The organism is Micromonospora sp. NPDC047762, from assembly GCF_043204655.1.
Taxonomy (GTDB): domain Bacteria; phylum Actinomycetota; class Actinomycetes; order Mycobacteriales; family Micromonosporaceae; genus Micromonospora.
The window spans coordinates 596,506-620,764 of sequence record NZ_JBIDCQ010000003.1 but is presented as its reverse complement, the minus strand read 5'-3'; the positions used below and the strand labels follow the sequence as shown (position 1 = coordinate 620,764).

The following is a 24,259-nucleotide window of genomic DNA, read 5'->3' as shown; positions in this document are numbered from 1 at the left end:
GTCCGAATGCCCTCTGAATACGCCAAGTCTCTGGGCGCCCGCCTGCGCTCCATCCGCCAGCAGCAGGGTCTCTCCCTGCAGGGTGTGGAGGAGAAGTCGAACGGGCGGTGGAAGGCCGTGGTGGTCGGCTCTTACGAGCGTGGCGACCGGGCCGTGACGGTGTCCCGTCTGGCCGAGTTGGCCGAGTTCTACCGCGTACCCGTCTCGGAGCTGCTGCCTGACGGCAGTGGCGTCCGCCACGAGCCCACCAGCAAGATTGTCCTGGACCTGGAGCGGCTCTACGACGAGGCCTCCGAGGACCTGGCCTACGTCGCCCGCTACGCCCGCGCCATCCAGCAGCAGCGCGGCGACTACAACGGCCGGGTGCTCTCCATCCGCGCCGACGACCTGCGGGCCCTCGCGATCGTCTATGACGCCTCACCGTCGGGCCTGATCGAGCGGCTCACCGAGCACGGCGTGCTGGTGGCCGACCCCCGGGCGTTCTTCGCCTCCTGATCTGCCGCTCCACCTGATCTGCCGCTCCACCGAAAGGGCCCGTGCCGGCTGGCACGGGCCCTTTCGGATCAGCGGTGTCCGGTGCGGACGCTCAGCGGGTGGCGTACTCGGCGATCCGGCCGAGCACCCCGTTGAGGAAGCGCGGCGAATCGTCCGTCGACATCTGCCGAGCCAGCTCGACGGCCTCGCTGATCGCCACCGCGTCGTCGATCTCGTCGACGTAGAGCAACTCGTAGACGGCGATCCGGGCCAGATTACGGTCGACGACCGGCATCCGCTCCAGCGTCCAACCCTCGGCGTAGCTGGCGATCAGCTCGTCGATCCGGTTGAGGTGCTCGGCAACCCCCTCGACCAGACCCACCGCGTAGCCGAGGTGCTCCGGCCGGGGCTGCTCGATCCGCTGCACGTAGCCGGCGAGCACCTCCACCGGAGGCTTGTCCCGCAGGTCGGCCTCGTAAAGGACATCCAGCGCCCGCTTGCGCGCCTTGCGGCGCGCCGGCATCTGCTGCTTGGAACCCTCAGCCATCAGGCGCGGCCGAGGTAACGGCCGTCGCGGGTGTCGACCTTGATCTTCTCGCCGGTGGTGATGAACAGCGGAACCGGCACGGTGGCGCCGGTCTCCACGGTCGCCGGCTTGGTGCCGCCGGTCGAACGGTCGCCCTGCAGGCCCGGCTCGGTGTAGGTGACCTCCAGCACGACGCTGGTGGGCAGCTCGATGTAGAGCGGCACACCCTCGTGCTGGGCGATGGTCGCCTCCGCCTCGGGCAGCAGGTAGTTGGCTGCCTCACCGACGGTGCCACCGGGCACGGTGATCTGGTCGAAGGTCTCCAGATCCATGAAGACGAAGTCCTCACCGTCGGCGTAGAGGTACTGCATCGTGCGCTTGTCAACGGTCGCGGTTTCGACCTTGGTGCCCGCGTTGAAGGTCTTGTCGACCACCTTCCCGGACAGCACGTTCTTCAGCGTGGTGCGCACGAAGGCACCACCCTTACCGGGCTTGACGTGCTGGAACTCGACGACGGCCCAGAGCTCGCCGTCAAGGTTGAGTACCAGGCCGTTTTTGAGGTCGTTGGTGGAGGCCATTTCCTGCCTTGATCATCAATTGGCGGACAGACCTGGCAAGTCTACAAGCTGCGTCGAATCGGACGGCCCCCCGTTCGGAGCGCCCAGTCGGAGGGCCCTCAGCGGGTGGCCAGATGGTGCAGAGCGAGACGATAGCCGTCGATACCGAGACCGCAGATCACCCCGGTCGCCACCGCCGAGACCACCGAGTGGTGCCGGAACTCCTCACGGGTGTGGATGTTGGAGATGTGCACCTCCACCAGCGGCCCGCGCAGCATGGCGCAGGCGTCCCGCACCGCGTACGAGTAGTGCGACCAGGCTGCCGGGTTGAGCACCACAGCGGCGCCCTCGTCGGCCGCCGCGTGCAGCCAGCCGAGCAGCTCGTGCTCCGCGTCGGTCTGCCGGACCGTCACCGCCAGCCCCAGCTCCCGACCCGTGCTCTCGCAGAGCGCCACCAGGTCCGCATATCTGGTCGCGCCGTACACGTCGGGCTCGCGGGTGCCCAGCCGGCCCAGGTTCGGCCCGTTCAGAACGTAGACCTTCTCTGTCGTTCGCGTCTGTGGGGCCCGCTGACCCGGCTCAGTCGCGCTCACGGGGTTGCCACCTCCCGGTAGGCAGCCTCCAGCAACGCGTCGTCGGGGCCCTCCAACATCGCCGGGCGGGCCAGCCCGTCGAGCACCACGAAGCGCAGTCGACTGCCCCGGGCCTTCTTGTCCACCCGCATCGTGGGTAGCAGCTTCGGCCAGGCATCGGCCGGGTAGCTCACCGGCAGGCCCAGCGCGCTCAGCGTGATCCGGTGTCGGTCGGCGGTCGGCGCGTCCAACCGCCCGGCGAGCCGGGCCAGGGTGGCCGCGTACACCAGACCGACAGCGACGGCGTGGCCGTGCCGCCAGCGGTAACCCTCGTTCTGCTCGATGGCGTGGGCAAGGGTGTGACCGTAGTTGAGCACCTCCCGCAGGCCCGACTCGCGCAGGTCGCCGGCGACCACGTCGGCCTTGACCCGGATGGCCCGCTCGATCAGCTCCCGGCTCACCGGCCCACGGGGGTCGGTGGCGGCCTCCGGGTCGTTTTCGATGAGATCCAGGATCGTCGGGTCGGCGATGAACCCGCACTTGACGACCTCGGCCAACCCGGCCGCCAGGTCGACAGCGGGCAGGCTGTCCAGAGTGGCCAGGTCCGCCAACACCCCGACCGGCGGGTGGAACGCGCCCACCAGGTTCTTGCCGGCGGCCGTGTTGATGCCCGTCTTGCCGCCCACCGCGGCATCCACCATGCCCAGCAGCGAGGTCGCCACCGGCACCCAGCGCACACCCCGCAACCAGCAGGCCGCGACGAAGCCGGCCAGGTCGGTCACCGCGCCGCCGCCCACCCCGACCACCGCGTCGGTACGGGTGAAGCCCGCCGCTCCGAGCCGGTCCCAACAGGCGGCGGCCACCTCGACGTGCTTCCCCGACTCGGCGTCGGGCACCTCGATCGGCAGTGGCTCGACGCCGGCGGCGCGCAGGCGTTCGCCGAGCGCGTCCGCGAGGGCCTTGAGCGGAGGCGCGTGCAACACCGCCACCCGGGTCGCGCCGGGCAGTAGGCCAGGCAGCGCACCCAGCAGGTCACGTCCCACCAAGACGTCGTACGGCCGCTCGCCGCCGACCGGAATTCGGGTCACCTCGTCCATCGCCGGCAGCCTAGTCCAGCGGGCGGCGCGGGGAGGGCGGCTGTCCACCTGCTGGCCGAGCGGCCCAGTCCGCCAACCGGCGGGCGTGCTCGGCCACCGCGGCGCGTAGCGCGTCCGGGTGCCGCACGGTGAACGGACAGCCCAGCCCGGCGAGCAGCGCCGCCATCCCGGGCAGGCTCTGCGCTCGGGCCCGCAGCAGCACCCCGTCGGTGGTGGCGGTCAACTCGGCCACGCTGGGCGGGATGCGGCGGCGGGCGGCGACCAGGTCGGTCTCCAGCACGACCTCCACCTCATGCCGGTACGGCACGCCGGCCAGCGACCGGGTCACCCAGGCCACCGCCTCGAAGCCGTCGGGCACCGTGAACGTCGCCACGCCGGGCGTCACCGCGCCGATCCGGTCCAGTCGGAAGGTCCGAATCTCCCCGCGTCGATGGTCGTGGCCGGTGACATACCAACGGCCGGCGTGGAAGACGAGCCCGTACGGGTCGAGTTCGCGCTGCGACCGCTCGCCCCGCCAGGAGCGGTAGTCCAGCGCCACCCGCTGCCGGTGCCGGGCGGCCGAGGCCAGCGCGAGCAGGGTGCCGGACGCCGGCCCGCGCTCCGCCTCCGGGCGGCGCAGGGTGAAGCCCAGGTGCTCCTGGACGGCGGCGAGCCGGTCGGCGAGCGCGGCCGGCAACACCCGGCGGATCTTCGCCAGCGCGGCGGCGGTGGCCGGCTGCTCGGTGGCGAGCCCGACCCGTTCGGCGACGACGAGGCCGAGCAGCACGGCCACCGCCTCGTCGTCGGTGAGCATCAGCGGCGGCAGCTTGTAACCGGGGTGCAGCCGGTAGCCGCCGTGGCGGCCCCGGTCGGCGGTGACGGGAATGCCCAGCTCGACGAGCGTGGTCGCGTACCGGCGCACCGTCCGCTCGTCCACCCCGAGGTGGCCGGCGAGTTCGGCGGCCGTCGACCGGTGCCGGGTCTGCAGCAGTTCGAGCAGGGCCAGCACCCGCGCTGCGGGATGTGACACGGGCCACTCCTTCAAACCGGGCGGATCCTGTCCGGAATAGATCGTACGGTCTGTCGGTAACCGAGGAAAGGAGCCACAGATGGCGACATTCGTGCTGGTGCCGGGATTCTGGTTGGGTGCCTGGGCGTGGCGGGACGTGACCGCCGCGCTGCGGTCGCAGGGGCACGAGGTCTATCCGATGACGCTCACCGGGGTGGCCGAACGCGACCACCTCGCCGGGCCGGAGGTCGGCCTGGACACGCACACCACCGACATCGTCCGACTGATCGAGGTCGAGGACCTGCGCGACGTACTGCTGGTCGGGCACTCCGGCGGCGGGATGCCGGTCGCCCAGGCGGTGGACCGCATCCCGGACCGGATCGCCCGGGTCGTCTACGTGGAGAGTGGGCCGCTGCCGGACGGCACGGCACAGTTCGACACGCTGCCGCCGGAGGAGCAGCAGCGGCTACGCGAAGCGATCGGCAGCGGGCACCTGCTGCCGCCGCCGGCCTGGGACCCGGCCGCCGACCCGACGAACCTGGCCGGCCTGGACGAGCCGACGCTCGCGCTGCTGCGTGACCGGGCCACCCCGCAGCCGCTGCGGGCCGCCACCGACCCGGTCCGACGCACCGGCGGGCACCCCGTTCCGACCGCGCTGGTCGCCAGCACCTTCCCGCTCGGTGTGGTGCGGCAGATGATCCAACAGGAGCATCCGTTCTTCACCGGCCTGGCCGACGGCCAGCTGCACGAGTTGCCCACCGGGCACTGGCCGATGCTCAGCGAGCCGAAAGCCCTGTCCGACGTCCTGGACCTGATAGCCCAAACCTGACCCCCTGCCTCCCCACCCCACCCCGCCCCGCGCCCCGCCCCCGCGCCCCGCGCCCCACCCCTCCTGCGCCGATCTTGCACTTCCTGTTGCCGAAATGCGGTGAATGCTCCTTACGTCGGAGCAGCAAGTGCAAGATCGGCGCAAGGGGCGGCGCGGGGGCGCGGGGGGGGCGTCAGCGCGGGAGCAGGGCGGCGACGTCCGCGACGACCTGCGCCGGGGCCCGGCCGTCGGTGACCACCGTCTCGGTGGCGACCTCGGCGTAGAGCGGCCGGCGCTGGTCCAACAGGTGCTTGAGGGTGGCCCGTGGGTTGATCGCCAGCAGCGGCCGACCGGCGCCGAGCCCGACCCGCTTGACCGCGTCAGGCAACTCGACCGAGAGGTGCACCACCCGGTGCCCGATCAGGGCCGCCCGGGTCTCCTCGGCCAGCACCGCGCCGCCGCCGAGGGCGAGCACGCCGGTGCCGCCGGCCAGCGCCGCGGCCACGGCGGCCCGTTCCAAGGTACGGAAGTGCGCCTCACCCTCGTCGATGAAGATCTCCGGGATCGGCTTCCCGGCCATCTGCTCGATGTCGGTGTCGGTGTCGCGGAACTCCACGCCGAGGGTGGCGGCGAGCGCCCGGCCGACAGTGGTCTTGCCGCAGCCGGGGGCACCGACCAGCACGACGACCGGTGCCATCAGCGGATGACCAGCGCGTCGAGGTACCCGGCCAGGTTGCGGCGGATCTCGGCGATCGAGTCTCCACCGAACTTCTCGGTGGCCGCCTCGGCCAGCACCAGCGCCACCATCGCCTCGGCGACCACCGCCGCTGCGGGCACCGCGCAGACGTCGGAACGCTGGTTGATCGCGGTGGCCGGCTCACCGGTGGTGACGTCCACAGTGGAGAGGGCCCGGTTCAGCGAGGAGATCGGCTTCATCGCGGCGCGGACCCGCAGCGGCTCGCCGGTGGTGATGCCACCCTCCAGCCCACCGGCCCGGTCGGTGACCCGGCGGACACCGGTGGCCGACGGAATGATCTCGTCGTGCGCCTCCGAGCCACGGGACCGGGCCTGCTGCCAGCCGTCGCCGATCTCCACGCCCTTGATCGCCTGAATGGACATCAGCGCGGTGGCCAGCCGGGCGTCGAGCTTGCGGTCCCACTGCACGTGGCTGCCCAGCCCTGGTGGCACCCCGTACGCCAGCACCTCGACCACGCCACCGAGGGTGTCGGCGGCCTTTTTCGCGGCATCGACCTCGGCGACCATCAGGGCGCTGGCCTCCGGGTCGAGGCAGCGCAGCGGGTCGGCGTCGATGCGCGCGGCGTCGGACGGCGTGGGACGCAGCCCGGGCTTCGCGGCCACCGGGCCCAGCTCGACGACGTGCGAGACGATCTCGATCCCGAGCGCCTGACGGATCAGCGCCTTGGCCACCGTGCCGACAGCCACCCGGGCGGCGGTCTCCCGTGCGCTGGCGCGCTCCAGGATCGGCCGGGCGTCGGTGTGGCCGTACTTCTGCATGCCGGCCAGGTCGGCGTGGCCCGGCCGGGGGCGGGTCAGCGGGGCGTTGCGGGCCTGCCGGGCCAGCTCGTCGGGGTCGACCGGGTCGGCGGCCATCACGGTCTGCCACTTCGGCCACTCGGAGTTGCCGACCCTGATCGCCACCGGGCTGCCGAGGGTCACGCCGTGCCGCAGGCCGCCGAGCAGCTCGACCTCGTCCCGCTCGAACGACATCCGGGCACCCCGCCCGTAGCCCAGCCGTCGACGGGCCAGCTCGTCAGCGATCTCGGTGGTGGTCACCTCGATGCCGGCCGGCACCCCCTCCAACATCGCGACGAGGGCGGGACCGTGCGATTCACCTGCAGTCAGCCAGCGCAACACAGCGGTCAGTCTGTCACGGCGGGCCACCGACGCGGCGCGCTCCCCGGGGCGTCCCGCCCAGCGGACGCCGCCGCCCGCTGAACAGGACATCCGTTGCTCTGGACCCGCCGCCGCGGCAACCCGCGACGCACCCACGGACGGCGTTTGCTCTGCACCCGCCACTGCGACGCGACGCGCGTCGCGTCGCGCGACGCGACGCGACGGTGGCTCAGATCCCCCGACCGCGCTTGTGCAGGGTGCGCAGCACCGCGTCGGCCCGGACCACCCGACCTGCGACGGCGAGGGCCAGGTAGGCGCGCGGCTCGCGGGGGTTGCTCCGCAGGGTGCGCCGGGCCCAGCGCAGCGCGCCCCGGCGGTCGCCGGAGGCGGCCTGGGCGAACGCGATCTGCCCGGCGACACGGGCCTCGCCGGCCGGTTGACTGGCGAACTCCGGGTAGCGCTGGAGCAACCACTGCAACGCCTCGGAGATGGTGTCCCACCGCTGCGCGAAGTACGAGCGCTTGTGCCAGCGGACCAGCACCGACGGCGTCCGCAGGTTGATCAGAGGTGCGCTGCGCGCGGCCCGCAGCAGGAACTCGTAGTCCTCCGCGTAGCTGCCCGGAATCTCCTCGTCGACCAGCCCGAACCCGTCGCGCAAGGCGGTGGCGCGGATCAGGAAGGTCGACGGGTGCAGCTCCGTCATCCGATCGCGGAGCAGGTCGTCCAGGGTGATCCGGTCCTTGTCGAGCACCCGGTCGACGGTGTGCCCGTCGTAGTTGACCCGGATGCCGCAGCAGACGAACTCGGCGGCCGGGTCGCCGGCCAGCGCGTCGACCTGGGCGGCCAGTTTGCCGGGCAGCCACTCGTCGTCGTCGTCACAGAACGCGACAAGCTCACCCTCGGTGGCGAGGGTGCCGCTGTTGCGCGCACCGGCCAACCCGGGGGTACGGGTGTTGCGGATCACCCGCACCACCCGGGCCGGGCCGCTCCCCAGCTCGGTCAGCGACTCGTCCGGCACGGACTGGTCGAACACCACGACGACCTCGATCAGGGCCGGGTGCTCCTGTGCCAGGATCGCGCGCACCGCGGCCCGCAGCAGCTCGGGGCGGTCCCGGGTAGGCACCACGACGCTGACGGTCGGCTGCTGGGTCATCGAATCTCCTCCGTACCCGGGCGCGGCCGGGACCAGGCCCGCCACCGGGATGGGCGCGGGGTCGAACGGGCCACCAGGTCGTCGACGATCTGCCCGACCCGGGCCACCGCCGCCCGTCGTGCCTCGTGTGCCTCCGGGTCGGCGGCCACCGCGTACCGGGACGGGTCGGCCAGCCCGGCGGCCAACGCGTCGTGCAGGGCCTCCCGGGTCTCGCAGAGCGCCACCAGCCCGGCGGCGCCGAGCCGGCGGGCGAAGAGGAGCTGGTGGTTGTCGACGTGCTCACCGCGAGCCGGGTCGCGGGGCACCACGATGGGCAGGTGGCCGTGCCGGCGGGCCTCCAGGATGGTCGCCGGGCCACCGTGGCAGACCACCAGATCCGCGTCGATCATCGCCTGTTGCAACGCGTCGTGGCCGAGGAACGGCACCGCGCCGCTGAGCTGGGGCGCGGTCGTGTGCCCGTGCTGCATGGTCAGCCCGATCGGGCCGGCAGCCTGCGCGTGCCACTGCGCCACCCAGTCGACGAGCCGGTCGAAGGGGTGCTTGTCGGTGCCCACCGCGACCAGCAGTCGGAGCTGGGCGACCGCCGAGCTGTCACGCTGGCGCGGCAGGCGGGCCGCCTCGGTGCCCGGTCGGGGTTGCGGACGCCGGGCGGTGCCCGTCTCCCCGGTCACAGCAGCGTCCCGACGACTGTCGCCTCGGGGTACTGCCGGCGCTGCTCGTCCCACTGCACGAGCATCGCGGACAGGAACGGCCGGCAGAGCCGAGCGGTCAACGTCGGGGTGTCGATCCGGTCGTACACCTCGATGTAGACGGTCGGGATGCGCCGCAGCCGGGCCAGCACCACGAACGGCACCGCCACCCCGGCGCCTGTGGTGACCACGGCGGCGACCCGCCGGGCCCGCAGCACCCGCCAGGCCAGCAGCGCGTTGCGCAGCAGGTTCGGCACGTTGCGGGTGGTCGGGTGGTGCGCCGGCACCAGGTCCTCGCCATCCAGCAGCGACACCGCCTCCGGGGTGTCGAAGGTGACCCAGCAGCGCTGCCACTGTTCGTACCAGGGCCGCAGAGCCAGTAGTTGGGCCAGATGGCCACCGCTGGAGCCGACCAGCAGCAGCACCGGTGCCCCACTGTCGTCGTTGTTCGTGTCCACGCGACTCCCCACAAGTTCGCTTGGAATTTCAGTTCACGCCAGGCAGAAGCAGATCACACGATCCCCGGTCGTTGAATAGCGCGACCGGCCGAGCCGACGATCTCCACAGCGGGCGGTGCGGTGCACCGAACGTCCGAGGTCCATCGATCGTCATCACCACCTGCGATTATGTCGTCACTCTGCGGCGCACCGTCGTCGCCGCGATTCCTCCAGATCAGCCGCTATGTCTTTTCTCGATGACGTCCAAGAGTGCGGGATGCAGGGCGGCGTTCCAGCCCGCGCCCGCATCGGCCAGCCGCCACGTCCGCAACCACATCTCCACCAGGTACGCGTCGGCGACGAGCCGGCGCTGCGCGGCGTCGAGGCCGAGCCGCTCGCCGTGCCGGCTCAGGTGTCCGTCAACAGCCGAGGCGGCGGCGGCGGCCGGCTCCCCACGCAGCACGAGGGCCCGCTGGAACGCGTCGTGCGCCAGGTCGAAGCCGACCGGCACGTCCGGCCCGCTGTGCTCCCAGTCCCAGGCGACCAACCGGCCGGCGTGCCAGCCCAGGTTCCACGGCACCCAGTCACCATGCCAGTGACCGAACTCGACGCTGGTGTCGCCATGCCGGCGGGCCAGCGCCGAGACCGCAGCGACCGCCCGCGCACCGGCCGGCTCGGTCGCGGCGGCCCGGCCGGCCTGATCGGCCAGCCGACGCAGGAAGGTCGAGTCGACCAACGGTCGAGGCGTGCCGGCCGGGCCGCCCCGCCGGGCGACCGCGAGCAGCGCCGCGATCCGGGGCGGGTCGTCCACCGGCACCCCGCGTACCGCCGGGGGCAGCGGCTCGATCACCGCGACCACCTGACCCGCCCACGACGTCTCGGTGAGCAGTCGCGGCGGCGTCGGATGGTCGGCGACACCGACCACCTCCCGCAATGCCCGCAGCGCCGCCGCCTCCGCGCTGACCAGCGCGCGGGTCGCGTCGTTCCAGCCGATCTTCGCGTAGCCGCGCGGACTCCCGTCGGCACTGAAGAGTTGCAGGGTGGGCTTGCCGTTCGGGTCGGGTGGGCGGACCCCGAACGCGGCCAGCAGCGGCGTGTCACCCAGGTCGGCGGAGAGCCGCTCGCTCAGCAGCAGCTCCGCGGCCGGCACCCCGGCCGGCACCGAGACGGTCAAGGTGGGAAAGGGCGCGAGCCCCGCCCGACCGAACCGGGCCAGCCCGCCGAGCACCGCCCGCAGCGCGCGCACCTTCGGTGGCCGCAGGGCGTTGTACGCCAACAGGGACGCCGCCCCGGCCCGGGGCGCGCCCAACGGCACCAGGAACCGGGCCCGGGCGACCGACGGCACCACCGCGTACCGGGCCACCGCCTGGTGACCGGCCGGCAGGGCACCGGCCACGGTCAGGCCGACCCGGTCGTCCGGGAAGACCGCGCGGCTCACCCAACCCAGGCCGTCCACCCGCGAACGCGGGTCGGTGGCCGGGCCCACCCCTGTCGTCACGCCGCCCGGTCCGCCCAGTCGAGGTCCAGCCCGAGTCGTTGCCGCAACGCGTCGTTGTACGGCCGGTAGTAGTCGGTCAGCTCGGCGCGCACGCTCGGCTCCAACGGTGCCGAGCGTCGATCGTTGTAGACCTTGAAGTTGGGCAGGTCGTACGCCGGCAGACCGAGGAAGTCCAGGGTCCGTCGGTAGGTCGCCCGCGAGTCGCGGTACAGGTCCTCGCTGGGCAGGAAGAGGATCTGCCCCGAGTCGAAGCGCTCCAGCCACGGCTCCAGGTGCTCCAGGTAACGCCCCCGGGCCCGGTACGTGTACCAGTCGTACGGCTCGCTGAACGACTCCGGCTCGGCGATCAACCGCTCCCGCTCCCCCGCCGTGCGTTCCGGCTCGGCGGCGAGGGCGGCGGCGAAGTCCAGTGGTTCGATGCCGTGGGTGCGGCGTTCCTTCCAGTGCGAGTACGCGCGTTCCACCGGGTCCCGCAGCAGCACGATGAGCTTCACCGACGGCATCAGCGCGGAGACCCGCTCCGCGGCGAGCGGGTGGAACATGTACAGCGGGGCGGCCTCACCGACCCGGACCGGCCCACCGTGCCGCTTGGCCAGGGCCTCGCGCTGCCGCTCGGTCGGGAAGTGCGAGCGGTACCAGGCTTCGCCGCGGCCCCAGTGCTCCTCGAAGTAGTGCGCCGACTTGGTGTTCCACGCGGGGAAGAGCCGGGGCACCAACGGGTGCTGGATGAGGTAGTTCCACAGGGAGGTGGTGCCACCCCGTTTGGTCCCGATGATCAGGAAGTCCGGCAGCGGCCGGCGGCCGCTGGTGCGAACGCCGTAGTCGACGAGCGACTCCCTCACCCGGGTGGTCACCTGGGTCGGAACCAACTGCTTGACCCGGTCACGGATGGACACCACGACGAACCTCACCTGCCTCTCGTCGATGCCGAGGTGGGTTCGGCGGCCGCGGCCGCGTTGTCCCCTCCACGGATCTGCCTCATGGTCCCCCGGATGCCGGCGCGCACCCGGGGCAACGTCAACATGCCGACGCAGCCGGTCAGCAGCACCGCCAACGCCACCGCGAGGCCGGGCAGGCCGCGACCGCCCACCAGCACGCCGGCCCCGGCAGCCAGGCCCACACCGGCGATCGTGGCCGCCGCGGCACGCACCATCGCGGCGTCGAACAGCGGCTCCCGAACCACCGACCGGGCGAACCCGGCGGCGGTGAGGTTCTCGGTGGCGATGCCGGCCGCCCAGGCCACCGCCGCGCCCGTCGCGCCGTAGCGGGGAATCAGCCACAGACCCAGCGAGACGGTCACCGTCAACCCGGCAACGGTGGCGACCAGGTGCAGCCCGCTGCGCCCGCCCATCAGGAGCAGGCTCTGCACGTTGCCCACTCCGGTGTTGACGAGCATCGCCAGCGCCAGCACCGTCATCGCCGGCACACCGGCGGTGAACTCCGGCCCGAACAGTTGGAGGAAGGCCAGCGCGAAGACTGCCAGCAGCAGGTACACCGGCCAGGACAACACCAGCCCCCAGGTGGTCAACTGCCGGTGCACGGCCGCCGCCGCGGCCCGCTCACCCCGCCCGAGCAGCCGGGACAGCTGCGGCGACACCGCCACCCGCAGCCCCTGCATGGCCAACTGACCGGCCAGCACGTACCGGCCGACCGCGCCGAAGACACCGGCGTCCGCCGGCCCGGCCAGCACCGAGGTGAGCAGCACGCCCACCCACATGCTGCCGGCGTCGATGGCCGCCGAGGCGGCCCGGGGCAACGCGAAGCGCCAGAACGTGGACCAGTCGGCGCGGTGCGGACGCAGCGTCGCGCCCCGGCCCAGCCCGAGCGGGCCGGCGACGAGGATGAGACAGGCCAGCAGCGCCAACGCCGCCGGCACCAACCAGCCGGTCATGCCGGCGAGCAGGCCGCCCCCGGCCAGCGCGGCCGCGCCGACCAGCACCGGGCGGGCGACCGGCAGCAGCAGGAACTGCACCCCGACGTACGCCCGGATGGGCCGCACGCAGCGCAGCGCGGCCAGTAGCAGGGTCATGGCGACCACCACCGGCACCGCGGCGAACGTGACGGTGAGCAGAGCATCGCCGCTCGCGCCGGAGCCGCGCAGCAGCCGGGGCGCGAGAGCGTCGGCGGCCAGCACGCCCGCGCCGGCGACCAGCAGCCCGGTCAACAGCGGCGGGATCAGCGCCACCGGGAGCACCCGGGCGGCGTCGCCGCGCACGCCGGCGGTGCGGCGGGGCAGAGCCCACATCAGACCGGTCTCCGCGCCGAGCGTGCAGATCGCGGTGGCCACTGTGACGACCCCGATCGCGGCGAAGAACGCTCCCGCGCCGGCCGGGCCGTAGCCGCGGGTGATCACGACCGCCAGCACGAACCCGAACAGGCCACTGGTGGCCGCGCCGAGCAGCCCGGCCACACCGCTGCGCGCGCTGCGGCGGGTCTCGGCCGAGCCGGTGTCCTCGGCAGGCGACGGCGTTGCCTGATCCTCGGCGGGAGTGGACGTGGGCCGGCCCTCGTCGGCACCGGCCGACGGTCGGGTCGCGGCGGTCACGCGGGCACCGGCGCGGTCCGCGCGGGCGTCGGCGACGACCCGGCCAGCCGGGTCAGCCGTTCACGTTCGGTCAGGGCCATCGCGAAGGCCACGGCGAAGAACGCGACCGCCAGGTTCTGGTTCGCCATGCCGTAGAACGGGACCTGCACGAGGCAGACCACCGGCACCACCGCCAGCCACTGCCCGGCCGCCGACGTCGCCCGCGCACAGATCACCGCCGCGGCGACGAACCACGCCAGGAAGCAGATCAGCGCGGGTACGCCGTGGCTGAACAGCACCATCCACAACTGCCCCTGGGTGCCGATCGGCGCGGCCGCCGACACCGTGTCGACGTTCACCGGAGCGCCGTAGCCCAACCAGGGCGACTCCTGCACCCGGCGGATCACCTCGGTGTAGAGCGAGAGCCGGTCGGTGTTCGTGTCGCTGGAGTCGACCCGCCTGCTGATCAGCTCGGTGATCGGGATGAACAGGGTGGCCAACCCGCCGATCACCACGACCCCGACGATGGAGGCGGCCACCCGGACGTTGCCGCGCAGGCTGGCCCGCACCCCGAGCACCGCCAGCCCGGCGCCGAGGCTGAGGAACATCGCCCGGTTGAGGGTGAGGAACGCCGGCGCCAGCGACAGCGGCAGCGACGCCAGCAGCGCCCAGCGCAGCAGCCCCTGCCGGCGCAGCATCGCGAAGGCCACCACGCAGGGCAGGGTCATCGCGTACGCGCTGCCGTAGTTGTTGGTGTACGCGAACGGCGCGGCCGGCCGATAGATCGGGTTGAGCGAACGGGCGCTGTATTCAGCGGTGGTGAGGTGCACCATGTCCTGGATGAACGGGGTGCCGGCCACCCCACCGGGCAGCAGCACCTCCATCGGGGTCGTCATGGCCAGCCGGGGCACGAGCACCCCGAGCCAGCCCAGCGCCACCAGCCCGAACCAGAACGCGCAGAGCGGGGTGAGCACCGCCACCAGGCTGGCGCGTTCCCGGGCCGCCGCGTAGACGTAGACGCCGACCACCAGCGCGGTCAGGTAGAAGGCCAGCCGCAGGGCGAACGTGAGCAGCGAGGCGGGCGACGACAACTGGGTGGCGCTGACCACCACGATGGCGAGGAAGAGCAGCCAGATGCCGACCGCCGGCGGCAGCGGCACGCGCCCCCGGGTCAGCAGCAACGCGAGCAGCAGCGCGCCCAGCAGCGGCCAGCCGAGGTAGAACGCACCGAGCAGCCACCAGAGCGGCACCAGGCCGAACATCATCGACAGCGGCCAGAGCGGCAGGTGCGGCGGCGCGGACGGCGGCACCGGCGCGGGCTGCTGCGGAGCGCCTCCGGGTGGTGGTTCGGTCGCCGGGGCGCGGGTCACCGACACGCTCAGGCCCGGCCGTTTCGGGTGAGCACGAAGCCCAGCGGGGTGACCCCGGCGGCGCGCAGCCGCTCCACCAGGCGCCGCAGGTCGCTCTGCCGGGTGCGGTCGCGCTCCACGACCACCACCGCGCTGCCCTGCCGGGCCACGGCCACGCCACGCTCGTCGGACTCGGCCGGCGGGGCGTTGAACAGAACCAGGCCGTGGTCCGCGCCCTGCCGCCAGGTGCCGAACCGGACACTGCCCACACCCACGACAACCTCGTCGGGGGTGACGACGCGACTGTTCTCCGGGCGGGCGGACGCCACCCTCGGCAGCGTCAGGGTGGCGTCGGGGTCGGTGGACGGGCGGGCGCCGGGCGGGTGCGGGGAGGGCCGACGGGCAGGCGTGCTCTCCGTGGTGGCACCGGCGGCCGGTGTGCTGCCGGCCGGCCGGGGTTTGGGCACCAGCGGCCGGGACGGGTCGATGGGCAGTCGCCCCCGGTCGGCGAGGACGCTGGCCCGTAGCCGCTCGATCCGTCCGCTGTCGTCGGCGACGAAGACCTCCCGGCCGTCGACGGCGAGCGCCACGGCGAGCCCGGCGGTGAGCGGGGTGGCGTCCTCCCGGGCGGTGACCAGAGCCACCCGGGCCGGCTGCCGGACCCGCTCGGCGACCGCCATCGCCACGTACCGGATGTCCGCGTCGACCGCCCGCGGGCTGCCCCGGAACGCCGGCCGGCGCACCGTGCCGAGCAGCGGCAGGCCGGAGGCCTCCCGGCCGTCGGCGACCGAGCGGACCCGCCGGTCGGTCGACTCCCAGAGGTACGCCAGGACGATGCCGACCAGCGCGCCTCCGAGCAGGCCGGCGACCAGGTAGAGCGGCCGGTGCCCGGCGGAGGTGACCAGCGCCTTCTCGGCGGTCTGGGTGACCCACCCGGGGTTGACGTCGACCGCGGCGATCTCGGTACGGGCGGCGTTGAGCTGGGTGAGCTGGTTGTTGATCCCGGCCAGTTCGGCCACCAGCGCGTCACCGGCGGCGCTGTCCTTGGCGGTGTTCGCCCGCTTCTGCAACGCGGTCTGCTGGGCGGCGACCTTGGTGATGCTGGCGTCGTAGGAGCGCAGCATCTCGGCGCGCTGCTGCTCGTACATGGTCCGGCGCACGCTCAGGTACGCCTCGGCGGCCCTGTTGGCGCTCTGCACGGCCTGGTGCGCCTCGCGCGCCTGGTAGGTGAAGCGCAGGATCTGCCCACCGGTGGGCACCTCGACCTCGAGCGCGTCACGGATGTCGCGCGGGTCGCCGCCGGCGAATTCGGCGAGCTGCTGCACCACCTCGGTGCCGGTGGCGATGCCGCTCTCCACGTTCATGTTGACCGCGCGGTCGGCGCCCGCGCCGCTGGGGGTGAAGGCGTCTGTCACGACCGGCCGGACCGCGACCACGGCGCTCGCGGACAGCGCCGCTGGCACCAGCAGCACATAGCCGAGCGCGGCGAGCAGGCCGACCATGGCGACCGCCGCGACCAACCGCAACCGGTGCATCGGCACCCGCAGCAGGTCGGTCAGTGTCACGGCACGCGAGGTGCCGGAGGACGGGCCGTCCGTGGGCCAGGGGGCGGGCGCTGCATCAGTCATGGAACTTCTTCACCGTCTGTTGAGGATTGCCGACGACCACGACGCCGGGCGGTACGTCCGTGCGGACCACAGTCGCCGCGCCGACGACGCTGTCCCGGCCGACCCGCACGCCCTTCAGAACCAAAGCGTGCGCACCGACCCAGACGTTGTCCTCGAGAACGATCGGAGCACGGGTGAGCGGGCCGGGCGGTGCGTGCCGCTGCTCGGGGGGCAGGTTGTGGAAGTCGTTGTCGAGCAGCTCGCAGTCCGACAGGAGGCAGCGGTCCCCCACTGTCACCGACGTCCAGGTGCCGATCCAGGTGGCATTGAGCAGACAGTCCGCGCCGACGCGTACCTCGCCGGGACCGGCGAAGCGGACGAGTTTGTTCAACCGGGTGCGGTCACCGATGGTGACCCGCACACCGCGCCGCAACCGGATCCGGCCACGGATCTCCACGTCTCGACCGAGCGTCAACCGTCGGTAACGGAGCTGATACCAGCCGCGTTTGACCGCGAAGACCAGACGCACCGCGCGTCTCGTTCGGATGCCACCGGCGCCGAGCAACGACCCTCCCCCACCGTCGCGGGCCGGCGGCGGTGGGTACCCGCCACCGGCCCAACGTGAACAATCTACCGATGCTCCGTTACGAACGGTTGACCCTTACTGTACGGAGAAGAATGTCGATGGGGTAGACCAGGACAACTCGGGCGTCGCGCTGCTGATGACCGTCGCCGTGGTGCCGTTGACCACCGCCGTCGGCGCGGCCGTCGGGTCGAACGGCACGCTCCGCAGAGTGCCGTCGGTGGAGCCGTAGACGATCCGGCCGCCCACCCAGGCCATGCCCCGCACCGTGGACCAGGTCACGCCCGTGGTCGGCAGGGCGAACTCAGTGGCGCCGAGGTAGTTGCCGTCGATCTCGAAGTACCGGTAGTAGAGGTTGTTGGCCCCGGTACGGGTGTAGTAGAGCCGGCCGTCGAGGAAGAAGGCACCGGTCAGCAACGCCGGGTTGTACCAGTCGTTGTAGCCGGACGCCTCCCACGGCGAGCCGATCGCGCCCCCGTTGAAGAGCGAGATGTCGATCCGACTGCCGGTGGGCGTGCCGGCCACCGTGTGCGACCAGTAGATCCGGTCGTCCACCCGCCACGTCGCGCCGGCCGCCGTGTACGTGGGCTGGCTGACGCTGGTCGCGGTGCCCAGCTCGGTGCCGTTGAACGGCACCTTCGCCACGGTGCCCGAGGCGGTGCCGACGTAGAGGTTGCCGGTGGTGGCCGACGGCGGGTTCTTCGCGGTGAAGGTGCGTCCGCCGGCGAGCGGGAACATACCGAGCCGGCCGTGGTACTCCTCGCCCATGCCATCGGAGTTGTGCCCGAAGTAGAGGCCGTCCGAGCCGCGCCAGAGAACCGGCACCGACGAACCCCAGCTGCTGGTGCCCGACGGCATCGAGGCGCTGCCGCTACGGCGCGGGTTCCAGTTCACCGGCATGCCGGTCGCCGGAGTGACGGCGGCGATGCCGAGCCGGTCGATCGCGCCCGAACCCGCGTTGTCGCTGGCGTTCGGGTTGTTCAGCCAACGGAAGTGCCCGCCCAGGTAGATGACGTTGTCCGCGACCTCGACCGAGGTGATGGTGTCGTTGCCGGTGAAGTCGACCCAGGTCGCGAGCAGGCCGCTGCCTCGCGCGGCGGTCTCGAAGCGAACCAGGGCGTCGCAGTACGCGGTCGGCCAGCCGCCGCCGCCGTTGGTGCCGACCACGAACCAGCTGCCGTCCTCACCGAACTTCACATCCTGCACGTAGTGCACGAAGGTCGTCGGCGAAGCGCACGGCGGGGCGAACTTCTCGGTGCTCCAGTCGAGCAGGGTGGGAGTCCCGGAGACGTCCACCAACGCCATCTGGTTGCGCGGCAGGTCGTTGACGAGCGTGAAGTTGCCGCCGACGACCAGGGTGCCGCCGTCCGGCGCGACGTCGATGGTCCAGACGTACGACGTGGTGCCGTGCCGTCCCACAGTGGCGTCGATGCTGAAGCTCGGGTCGATCGCGCCGGTGGTCGCGTTGAGCCGGCCCAGACCGGCGTGCGCGGTGCCGTTGAGCCAGTTGAACGCGCCGGCCACATACAGCCAGTTGCCGTGCAGCGCCAGGTCACGGACGGTGCCGCCGTCGGAACGCCCGACCCAGCTGTCGATGATCGCGCCGGTCGACGGGTTGAGCGCCACCAGGTTCTTCCGGGAGACGCCGTTGACGTTCTTGAAGGTGCCGCCGACGATCAGCGTGCCGCCGGGGCCGGCGAGGAGCGTGTTGACCGCGCCGTCGAGCACCGGCAGGAAGGTGGTCGACATGGTGCCGGTGGTCCGGTCGTACGCGAAGAGGTAGCGCTGCGTCACCCACGCGGAACTCGCGGTCTGCCGGAGCTGGGTGAAGCTGCCGCCGACGAAGACCGTGTTGCCCACCTGCGCGAAGGCACGGGTCTCACCGTCTCGGGCGTGCGGGGTCGTGTCGGCGGGGTTCGCCGACACCAGAGTCGCCGTGGCCGGGACCGGTACCACAGCGGCCGACGCGGTCGTGGGCACGCCCAGAGCTGCGGCGATGATCGCCAACGCGACCATCCCCGCCCGAGTACGACGTCGTCCTGCAAAACGCCACAAGTGCGAGAGTTTGGGCACGCTGCGCCTCCAGATTGGATGAGAACCCGAGGTAGCGTGCCTCGTCCAGCCTGGTAAACAAAATCCGCCGATTGGGCGGTGCATGAATCCGCAAGCCGACAGAACGCCGGAGGATCGGCTGTGCGACCCCCGGCGAACGTCGTCCGGTCAGCCCGTTTCGAACGTCAGCGGTTACCTCCGGTGGGTTGCCGCAGGTAGGGGTCCTGGCCGGCCTTCGCGAAGCCGGCCACCGCCGCGGCGTCGTGGTTCATCGTCATGTCGCAGGTCGACGTGCGGCTGGTCATGCCGGCCGAGTTGAAGTAGATGGCCGCCTTGATCTTCGGGTGCTCCTTCAGCGCCGCCGGGAAATCCTGGAACCAGCGCTGCTTGGCGCCCAGGTCGGCGGAGTTGAAGTTGGTGCCGAACTCGGCGAGCATCCGGGGCTTGCCCGCACCGATGCCGTTGTCGTCCAGCCACCGGTAGAAGCCACCGACCGTCGTGCTCGGGCTCTTCCACACCGTGCTGCCGTTGCAGACGTGGAAGTTGTACGGGTCGTAGGCCACCCAGTCGACGTACCGGTCACCCGGGTACAGGCCGGCGTACCGGGAGTAGTGCCCGGACCAGCCCATCATCGTCCAGACCCAGACCGCGTTGGTCGCACCGGCGCTGGCGAACCGCTCGTGGACGTAGCGCCAGGCCCGGACGAAATCGGCGTCGCTGCCCTTGTTCGGCTCGTCCTCCGGCTCGTGGTCGAAACCGATGAAGACCGGCACACCGGCGGCCTTGATCCGACCCGCGACCGCGTCGATGGTGCCGTCCTGCTTGCCGCCGTAGACGTCCGACCACTTCAGTGTGGTGCCGGCCGAGAAGTCCCGGGACTCCCAGGCGAAGAACATCAGCCGGCCCTCACGCATCTGCTGCTGCTCGTACATGTCGGGGAAGGCGCCGTTACTGCCGGCGTTGGAGAAGTCGTGGTAGCGGTGCACGATGTCGAACTTGCGCCCGACCTGAGTCTCCACATCGGTGACGGCCTTGCCGTGGTCCCAGCCGCCGGCCGCACCGGCGGGCGAGTACATGCCCCACCAGGCGCCACAGGACGGGACGAGCTTGTCCGAGACGGAACCACACTTGCCGGACGGAACGGTGCCGCTGGCGCTCGGGGTCGCCGTCCGGGTCGGGGCGATGGTCGGCGACGGCTTCGGCGAGGCGGAGGTCGGCGACGCGCTCGGCGACGGCGGCGGTGCCGGCCGGGTGGGCGTCACCGGCGACGGCCGGGACCCGAGGTCGTAGCTGATCAGCAGGCTGGGTCGCAGGTCCGGGTTGCGGTTCTCGACCGACGCCCAGTAGATCCGGCTCTCCAGGCCGCTCTGCGCCAACGAGACCGTCCAGGTGCCGTTGCCGGTGACCAGTTTGGAGACGTCCCACTCGTTGAAGCCCTTGGACACGCTGGTCACGCTGTCCAGTGCGGCACCGGCCGACGTCAGCGGCGGCCGCGACTCGCGGGCGCTCAGCGGCGAGGCGTGCGCCGTCACCGTGGCGGGGAACTGCTGCCAGGCGTGCACCCGTAGCGTCGCCCGGATGTTGACCGCGGTGGACGGCACCGTGGTCACCGCGAACTCGATGACCGCCTCGCGGCCACCGCGCGGGTTGCCGTCGCAGCGCGTCGCGCAGGTGGCCAGCGTCGACTTGGCCGCGTTGTCACCGTCCTGCGACACCGCGGTGGCGGTGGTGTCGGCCGCCGCCCGGATCGACAGGTCGTCGCTGGCGAGCAGCGGCATCATCGTCGCCACGATGCCGGCCACCACCGAACCGCCGACCACGCCGATGGCAATCGCCTTACGCCGGGGCCCGGAGTGGAACCGGGTGATGCGGTGCAGTCCGTGCCTGGTCAAGGAAACTCCCTGTGTCTGCGTCCGTAACGGTGAGCAGCGTATCGATGACCAGGACATGTGGCAGGTAGGACAGTTTTCCGTAAGCGCGTCTTAACCGTCAGCTAAGGAACCGCCTCGGGGAAATCAGGGCCTCTGCCCAGGGCGCGACCGAAGCCCGCCACACACCTTGCCCGTGGAGAACGCGCGCAGTCAACGGAACCCGTGGAAAGCCGCCAGCCTCCAGGACGGTGCGGCTGCCTGTTCGGTCCGTCAGCCGGCGCGAGCGGCAGCCAGCGCGGCGGCCATCGCCGCCGTCGGCGCGGTCACGCCGGTGAACTGTTCGAACTGCCCGACCGCCTGGGCCAGCAGCAGATCCAGACCGGAGACGATCCGGCAACCGGCCGCGTCGGCGGCCGTCGCCAACGGCGTCGGCCACGGGTCGTAGAGCGCGTCGAAGAACACCGCGCCCGGCCGCCAGGCCACCGCGCCGGCCAGCGGGTCGGCCACCCCCTTCGGCACCGTGGAGACGACCACGTCGGCGGTGCCGAGCCGCCGGGGCGCGTCGGCCCACGAAGCGGGTGTCAGCGCGACACCCACCGCGTCCGCCACCGGGCGCAACTCGTCGACCGCCTCGGGTCGGCGGGCCACCACCGTCACCGACGAGCAGGCCAGTTGCGCGGCGGCGGCGAGCGCGGCGCGGGCCGTCCCGCCGGCGCCGAGCACCGTCACGGCGGCACCGGCTGTCACACCGGCGTCGGTGAGCACCCGCACCATGCCGGCGACGTCGGTGTTGTCCGCGTACCAGGAGCCGTCCGGACGGCGTACCAACGTGTTGGCCGCACCGATGGCGGCGGCGACCGGCGACGCGGCGTCGGCCACGGCGAGCGCCGCCTCCTTGCCCGGCATGGTCACCGACAGCCCGGCCCACTCCGGGCCCAGGCCGGCGACCAGATCCGGCAGCTCCGCGGCCGCGCATTCGATCCGGGTGTACGACCAGCCGGTCAGCCCGGCGGCGACGTAACCCGCGGTGTGGATCACCGGGGAGAGGGAGTGCGCGATCGGCTTGCCCAGCACCGCGGCCCTACGGCTCGCCTCGGTCACCCCGCACCACCCTGCGCTGCTGTCGTGTTCCGCATCACGTCTCCGTCCTCACGGACCCTCGGATCGACCCTACCCAGCAGGCAGATCGAGCCACCGGAGACCCACTGTCGAGGACCACGCCCGGGGCGGCCAGCGCTTGACGCTCATCGATGGGAGTGAAAGCATTTCGGCGACGGTACGACCGATCTGAAAATGGGGGGAACCTTGAACAAACGCATTCTGCGTGCCCTGGTCGCAATTGCCGCAGCCTTCAGCCTTTCGCTGATGATCGGCGCGCCCGCCAAGGCGGACGCCGCAGCGGGCAGCTGGTCGGACAACCACCAGCTGTGCAATTCCAGCTCCTGCGTGCGATCGGGCAACATCGTGCGGCTCTGGCAGGCCATCGTCTGGGCCGACGACCTGAGCGGCACCGTCGGCACCAGCTTCATCGACGGGGAGTTCGGCTCCAACACCGCTGCCAAGACCAGGACCTGGCAGGACGTGATGAACATCGGCATCGACGGCTCCGTCGGGCCGCAGACCTGGGGCAAGGCGTACGGCGCTGTCAACCGCAACACCGGGTTCGACACGAGCACCCAGACCGGCTACTTCTACTACGGCTACAACCGCACGTTCGGTCTGCGCAAGCAGAACAGCAATGGCGTGTGGACGTTCCTCAACCCGCGCACCGGCACGTGGACCGGCACGAGTCACTGACAATGACGCAGTAATTGCGCGTCAGGACTGACAACGTAACGGCTCCCTTCCCGGCGACGACCACAATTGCGGTCGCAATGGGAAGGGAGCCGTTACGGCATGATTCGGCCGGTCAGATGATGCCGGCCTCCCGAGCCTTGTTCTCATTGCGCTGGTGCTGCTCGTACGTCTCGGCGAACTCCGAGTGGCCTTCCTTGTCGATGGCCACAAAGTAGAGCCACTTGCCGGTCGGCGTGTCCATCGCGCCTTCCAGCGCCTGCTTGCCCGGGTTGTTGATCGGGGTGGGGATCATGCCCCGCAGCTTGCGGTTGTACGGGTTCTTCGGGTCGTCCAGCTCGGCCGCCGTCATCTGCTTGGACGACTTGGTCGGCTTACCGATCGACTCCAGGTAGTAGTTGACGGTGACGTCCATCTCCAGGCAGTTGCACGGGAACTCGCCGTACGCGCGGTTGTAGGCCACCCGGGCGACCTTCCCGAGGTCGTCCTTGTTGCCCGCCTCGGCCTGGGCCAGCGAGGCCACGATCAGCGCCTCGTACGGGCTGACCTTGCGTTCCTCCTGCACCCGGTCGGCGAATTTCATCTCACCGGTCACCGAGAGGAAGCGGTTCACCATCAGCTTGAGGATGCTCTCGGCGGTGGACTTCGGCGGGATCTCGTAGGTGTCCGGGAAGAGGAAACCCTCGATGGACTTGACGCTCTTCTTGCCGTCACCGCGCGTGTACCACCAGTCCGGGACGCCGAGCCCCTCCGGGTCCTTCGCGGCGGCCTGGAAGTCCTTGACCGGGATCTTGGTCTTCTCGGAGAGCAGCTTGTAGATGTTGAAGCTGGTGCGGCCCTCGGGGATGGTCAACCCGTTGACGATCTTGTTCTTCAGGTCGAGCATCGCGGTCACGGCGTTCGCGCCGCTCATCTGCTTGCGCAGCTTGTACGTGCCCGGCTGGATGTTCTTGCTGCGCGAGTTGGCCTCGGCCGCCTCGATGAACGCCTTCTGGCTCTTGACCACGTCGGCCGCCACGAGGGCGTCGGCCATGTCGGCGAGCAGCGCGCCGCTCTTGATCTCGACGGTGATCTCACCGGCCCCGCTGCCGTCGTAGTCGGGGGTGACGAAGTAGTTCTGGATACGGTCGAAGCCGTAGAACGCGCCACCGCCGATGCCGCCCAACAGGAGCAGGGCCATCAGCAGAGCCAGGAACGTCTTGCCCCGACCGCCGCCGGACCCGCTCTTGCGCTTGCGGAAGCCGCGCCGGTGCCGACCCTTCTCCCCCCGCTCCGCATCGTCGAACCCAAGATCCAGATCGTCGATCATTACGTCCGCCTCCGCTGCGCGTCCAGCCAGCTCTGCAGGATCTCCACCGCGGCCGCCTGATCGACAACCGCACGTTGACGTTTACCTCGGACGCCACGCTCGGCAAGCCTACGAGAAGCGACCACGGTCGACATCCTCTCGTCAGTGAGCGTTACCGGGACAGGCGCTATCACATCGACCAGTCGGTCAGCGTACGCCTTCACATGGACAGCCGCAGGACCATGCTTGCCGGCGAGATTGACCGGAAGACCGACGACAACCCCGACGGCCTCGTGCTCGGCCACCAACGCGGCCAACTCGGCGAGGTCACTCGGCACCGCGTCCGGCGCCGCCGTGAGATCGCGGGCCAGCGTGACCAGCGGCGTTGCCAAGATCCCGTCCGGATCCGAGCGGGAGATGCCCACCCGCACCTGACCGACATCCACACCGATCCGCACACCGCGCGTCAGCTCAGCCACCGACGGTCACCACCGACCGGGTACGAACCAGGGCGGACCAATCGGCCCGCCCTGACTCA

At 71.6% G+C, this 24,259-nt stretch carries 24 protein-coding genes; 3 read left to right on the top strand and 21 right to left on the bottom strand.

What is annotated here, in order from left to right; genetic code table 11:
• The first annotated feature begins 6 nt into the window (after positions 1-6).
• On the top strand, positions 7-495 hold the full coding sequence (locus ACGF3C_RS13650) for a transcriptional regulator (RefSeq protein WP_007458348.1): 489 nt from the start codon (positions 7-9) through the stop codon (positions 493-495).
• Positions 496-586: 91 nt separating this feature from the next.
• Here the strand turns inward: ACGF3C_RS13650 and nusB are convergent, their stop codons facing one another.
• The 5 genes from nusB to ACGF3C_RS13625 all read right to left on the bottom strand — a co-directional run bounded on the left by nusB (position 587) and on the right by ACGF3C_RS13625 (position 4,235).
• Positions 587-997 carry a transcription antitermination factor NusB gene (gene nusB, locus ACGF3C_RS13645; protein ID WP_184188983.1) on the bottom strand — a complete coding sequence of 137 codons (411 nt, stop codon included), beginning with the start codon at positions 995-997 and terminating at the stop codon, positions 587-589.
• 23 nt (positions 998-1,020) lie between these two features.
• A complete protein-coding gene (gene efp / locus ACGF3C_RS13640; protein ID WP_355009200.1) occupies positions 1,021-1,578 on the bottom strand; it encodes an elongation factor P in 558 nt (185 codons plus the stop codon).
• Between the two features lie 98 nt (positions 1,579-1,676).
• Complete coding sequence (aroQ, locus tag ACGF3C_RS13635) at positions 1,677-2,150, bottom strand: type II 3-dehydroquinate dehydratase (protein WP_393221786.1); 474 nt, start codon at positions 2,148-2,150, stop codon at positions 1,677-1,679.
• Positions 2,147-3,226, bottom strand: coding sequence for a 3-dehydroquinate synthase (aroB, locus tag ACGF3C_RS13630; RefSeq protein ID WP_357227356.1), 1,080 nt, complete (start codon positions 3,224-3,226; stop codon positions 2,147-2,149). Before aroB ends, aroQ begins: the two co-directional genes overlap by 4 nt.
• Before the next feature lie 10 nt (positions 3,227-3,236).
• Positions 3,237-4,235 carry a helix-turn-helix transcriptional regulator gene (locus tag ACGF3C_RS13625; protein ID WP_393221783.1) on the bottom strand — a complete coding sequence of 333 codons (999 nt, stop codon included), beginning with the start codon at positions 4,233-4,235 and terminating at the stop codon, positions 3,237-3,239.
• Between the two features lie 79 nt (positions 4,236-4,314).
• Between ACGF3C_RS13625 and ACGF3C_RS13620 the strand changes: the two genes are divergently transcribed.
• Positions 4,315-5,043, top strand: a complete 729-nt coding sequence (locus ACGF3C_RS13620; RefSeq protein ID WP_393221780.1) for an alpha/beta fold hydrolase — start codon at positions 4,315-4,317, stop codon at positions 5,041-5,043.
• A 172-nt stretch (positions 5,044-5,215) separates the two neighbouring features.
• On the opposite strand, the gene ACGF3C_RS13615 is transcribed toward ACGF3C_RS13620, so the two are convergent.
• The 14 genes from ACGF3C_RS13615 to ACGF3C_RS13550 form a co-directional block, all read right to left on the bottom strand.
• Complete coding sequence (locus ACGF3C_RS13615; protein WP_355009205.1) at positions 5,216-5,719, bottom strand: shikimate kinase; 504 nt, start codon at positions 5,717-5,719, stop codon at positions 5,216-5,218.
• Positions 5,719-6,897, bottom strand: a complete 1,179-nt coding sequence (gene aroC, locus ACGF3C_RS13610) for a chorismate synthase (RefSeq protein ID WP_357196238.1) — start codon at positions 6,895-6,897, stop codon at positions 5,719-5,721. The genes ACGF3C_RS13615 and aroC overlap by 1 nt, the downstream gene beginning before the upstream one ends.
• A 208-nt stretch (positions 6,898-7,105) precedes the next feature.
• Entirely contained in the window at positions 7,106-8,029 is a 924-nt protein-coding gene (locus ACGF3C_RS13605; protein WP_393221776.1) for a glycosyltransferase family 2 protein, read from the bottom strand.
• Positions 8,026-8,700, bottom strand: coding sequence for a glycosyltransferase (locus tag ACGF3C_RS13600; protein WP_393221773.1), 675 nt, complete (start codon positions 8,698-8,700; stop codon positions 8,026-8,028). The genes ACGF3C_RS13605 and ACGF3C_RS13600 overlap by 4 nt, the downstream gene beginning before the upstream one ends.
• On the bottom strand, positions 8,697-9,176 hold the full coding sequence (locus ACGF3C_RS13595) for a UDP-N-acetylglucosamine--LPS N-acetylglucosamine transferase (RefSeq protein ID WP_357233751.1): 480 nt from the start codon (positions 9,174-9,176) through the stop codon (positions 8,697-8,699). Before ACGF3C_RS13595 ends, ACGF3C_RS13600 begins: the two co-directional genes overlap by 4 nt.
• A gap of 214 nt (positions 9,177-9,390) precedes the next feature.
• Positions 9,391-10,653, bottom strand: a complete 1,263-nt coding sequence (locus ACGF3C_RS13590; protein WP_393221770.1) for a hypothetical protein — start codon at positions 10,651-10,653, stop codon at positions 9,391-9,393.
• Positions 10,650-11,552, bottom strand: coding sequence for a sulfotransferase domain-containing protein (locus ACGF3C_RS13585; protein ID WP_393221943.1), 903 nt, complete (start codon positions 11,550-11,552; stop codon positions 10,650-10,652). Before ACGF3C_RS13585 ends, ACGF3C_RS13590 begins: the two co-directional genes overlap by 4 nt.
• 8 nt (positions 11,553-11,560) lie before the next feature.
• The gene (locus tag ACGF3C_RS13580; protein WP_393221767.1) at positions 11,561-13,198 is read right to left on the bottom strand and encodes a lipopolysaccharide biosynthesis protein; all 1,638 of its coding nucleotides are present in this window, start codon (positions 13,196-13,198) and stop codon (positions 11,561-11,563) included.
• Positions 13,195-14,487, bottom strand: a complete 1,293-nt coding sequence (locus ACGF3C_RS13575) for an O-antigen ligase family protein (RefSeq protein ID WP_393221940.1) — start codon at positions 14,485-14,487, stop codon at positions 13,195-13,197. The genes ACGF3C_RS13580 and ACGF3C_RS13575 overlap by 4 nt, the downstream gene beginning before the upstream one ends.
• Before the next feature lie 68 nt (positions 14,488-14,555).
• Positions 14,556-16,154, bottom strand: a complete 1,599-nt coding sequence (locus ACGF3C_RS13570) for a lipopolysaccharide biosynthesis protein (RefSeq protein WP_357226102.1) — start codon at positions 16,152-16,154, stop codon at positions 14,556-14,558.
• Positions 16,147-16,662, bottom strand: a complete 516-nt coding sequence (locus tag ACGF3C_RS13565; protein WP_355009213.1) for a DapH/DapD/GlmU-related protein — start codon at positions 16,660-16,662, stop codon at positions 16,147-16,149. The genes ACGF3C_RS13570 and ACGF3C_RS13565 overlap by 8 nt, the downstream gene beginning before the upstream one ends.
• 132 nt (positions 16,663-16,794) lie before the next feature.
• The gene (locus ACGF3C_RS13560) at positions 16,795-18,732 is read right to left on the bottom strand and encodes a hypothetical protein (protein WP_393221763.1); all 1,938 of its coding nucleotides are present in this window, start codon (positions 18,730-18,732) and stop codon (positions 16,795-16,797) included.
• A gap of 221 nt (positions 18,733-18,953) precedes the next feature.
• Positions 18,954-20,660 (bottom strand): glycoside hydrolase, encoded by a 1,707-nt coding sequence (locus ACGF3C_RS13555; RefSeq protein ID WP_357226093.1) that lies wholly within the window; start codon positions 20,658-20,660, stop codon positions 18,954-18,956.
• Positions 20,661-20,909: 249 nt separating this feature from the next.
• Positions 20,910-21,740 (bottom strand): shikimate dehydrogenase, encoded by an 831-nt coding sequence (locus tag ACGF3C_RS13550; RefSeq protein ID WP_393221760.1) that lies wholly within the window; start codon positions 21,738-21,740, stop codon positions 20,910-20,912.
• A 264-nt stretch (positions 21,741-22,004) separates the two neighbouring features.
• Between ACGF3C_RS13550 and ACGF3C_RS13545 the strand changes: the two genes are divergently transcribed.
• Positions 22,005-22,436: a peptidoglycan-binding protein gene (locus ACGF3C_RS13545; RefSeq protein ID WP_355009217.1), complete on the top strand. Its 432-nt coding sequence runs from the start codon at positions 22,005-22,007 to the stop codon at positions 22,434-22,436.
• Positions 22,437-22,548: 112 nt separating this feature from the next.
• Here ACGF3C_RS13545 and mltG read toward each other — a convergent pair whose 3' ends face one another.
• Positions 22,549-23,742, bottom strand: coding sequence for an endolytic transglycosylase MltG (gene mltG, locus ACGF3C_RS13540; protein ID WP_393221757.1), 1,194 nt, complete (start codon positions 23,740-23,742; stop codon positions 22,549-22,551).
• Positions 23,742-24,200 (bottom strand): Holliday junction resolvase RuvX, encoded by a 459-nt coding sequence (gene ruvX, locus ACGF3C_RS13535; RefSeq protein ID WP_184184558.1) that lies wholly within the window; start codon positions 24,198-24,200, stop codon positions 23,742-23,744. The genes mltG and ruvX overlap by 1 nt, the downstream gene beginning before the upstream one ends.
• Positions 24,201-24,259: the final 59 nt, after the last annotated feature.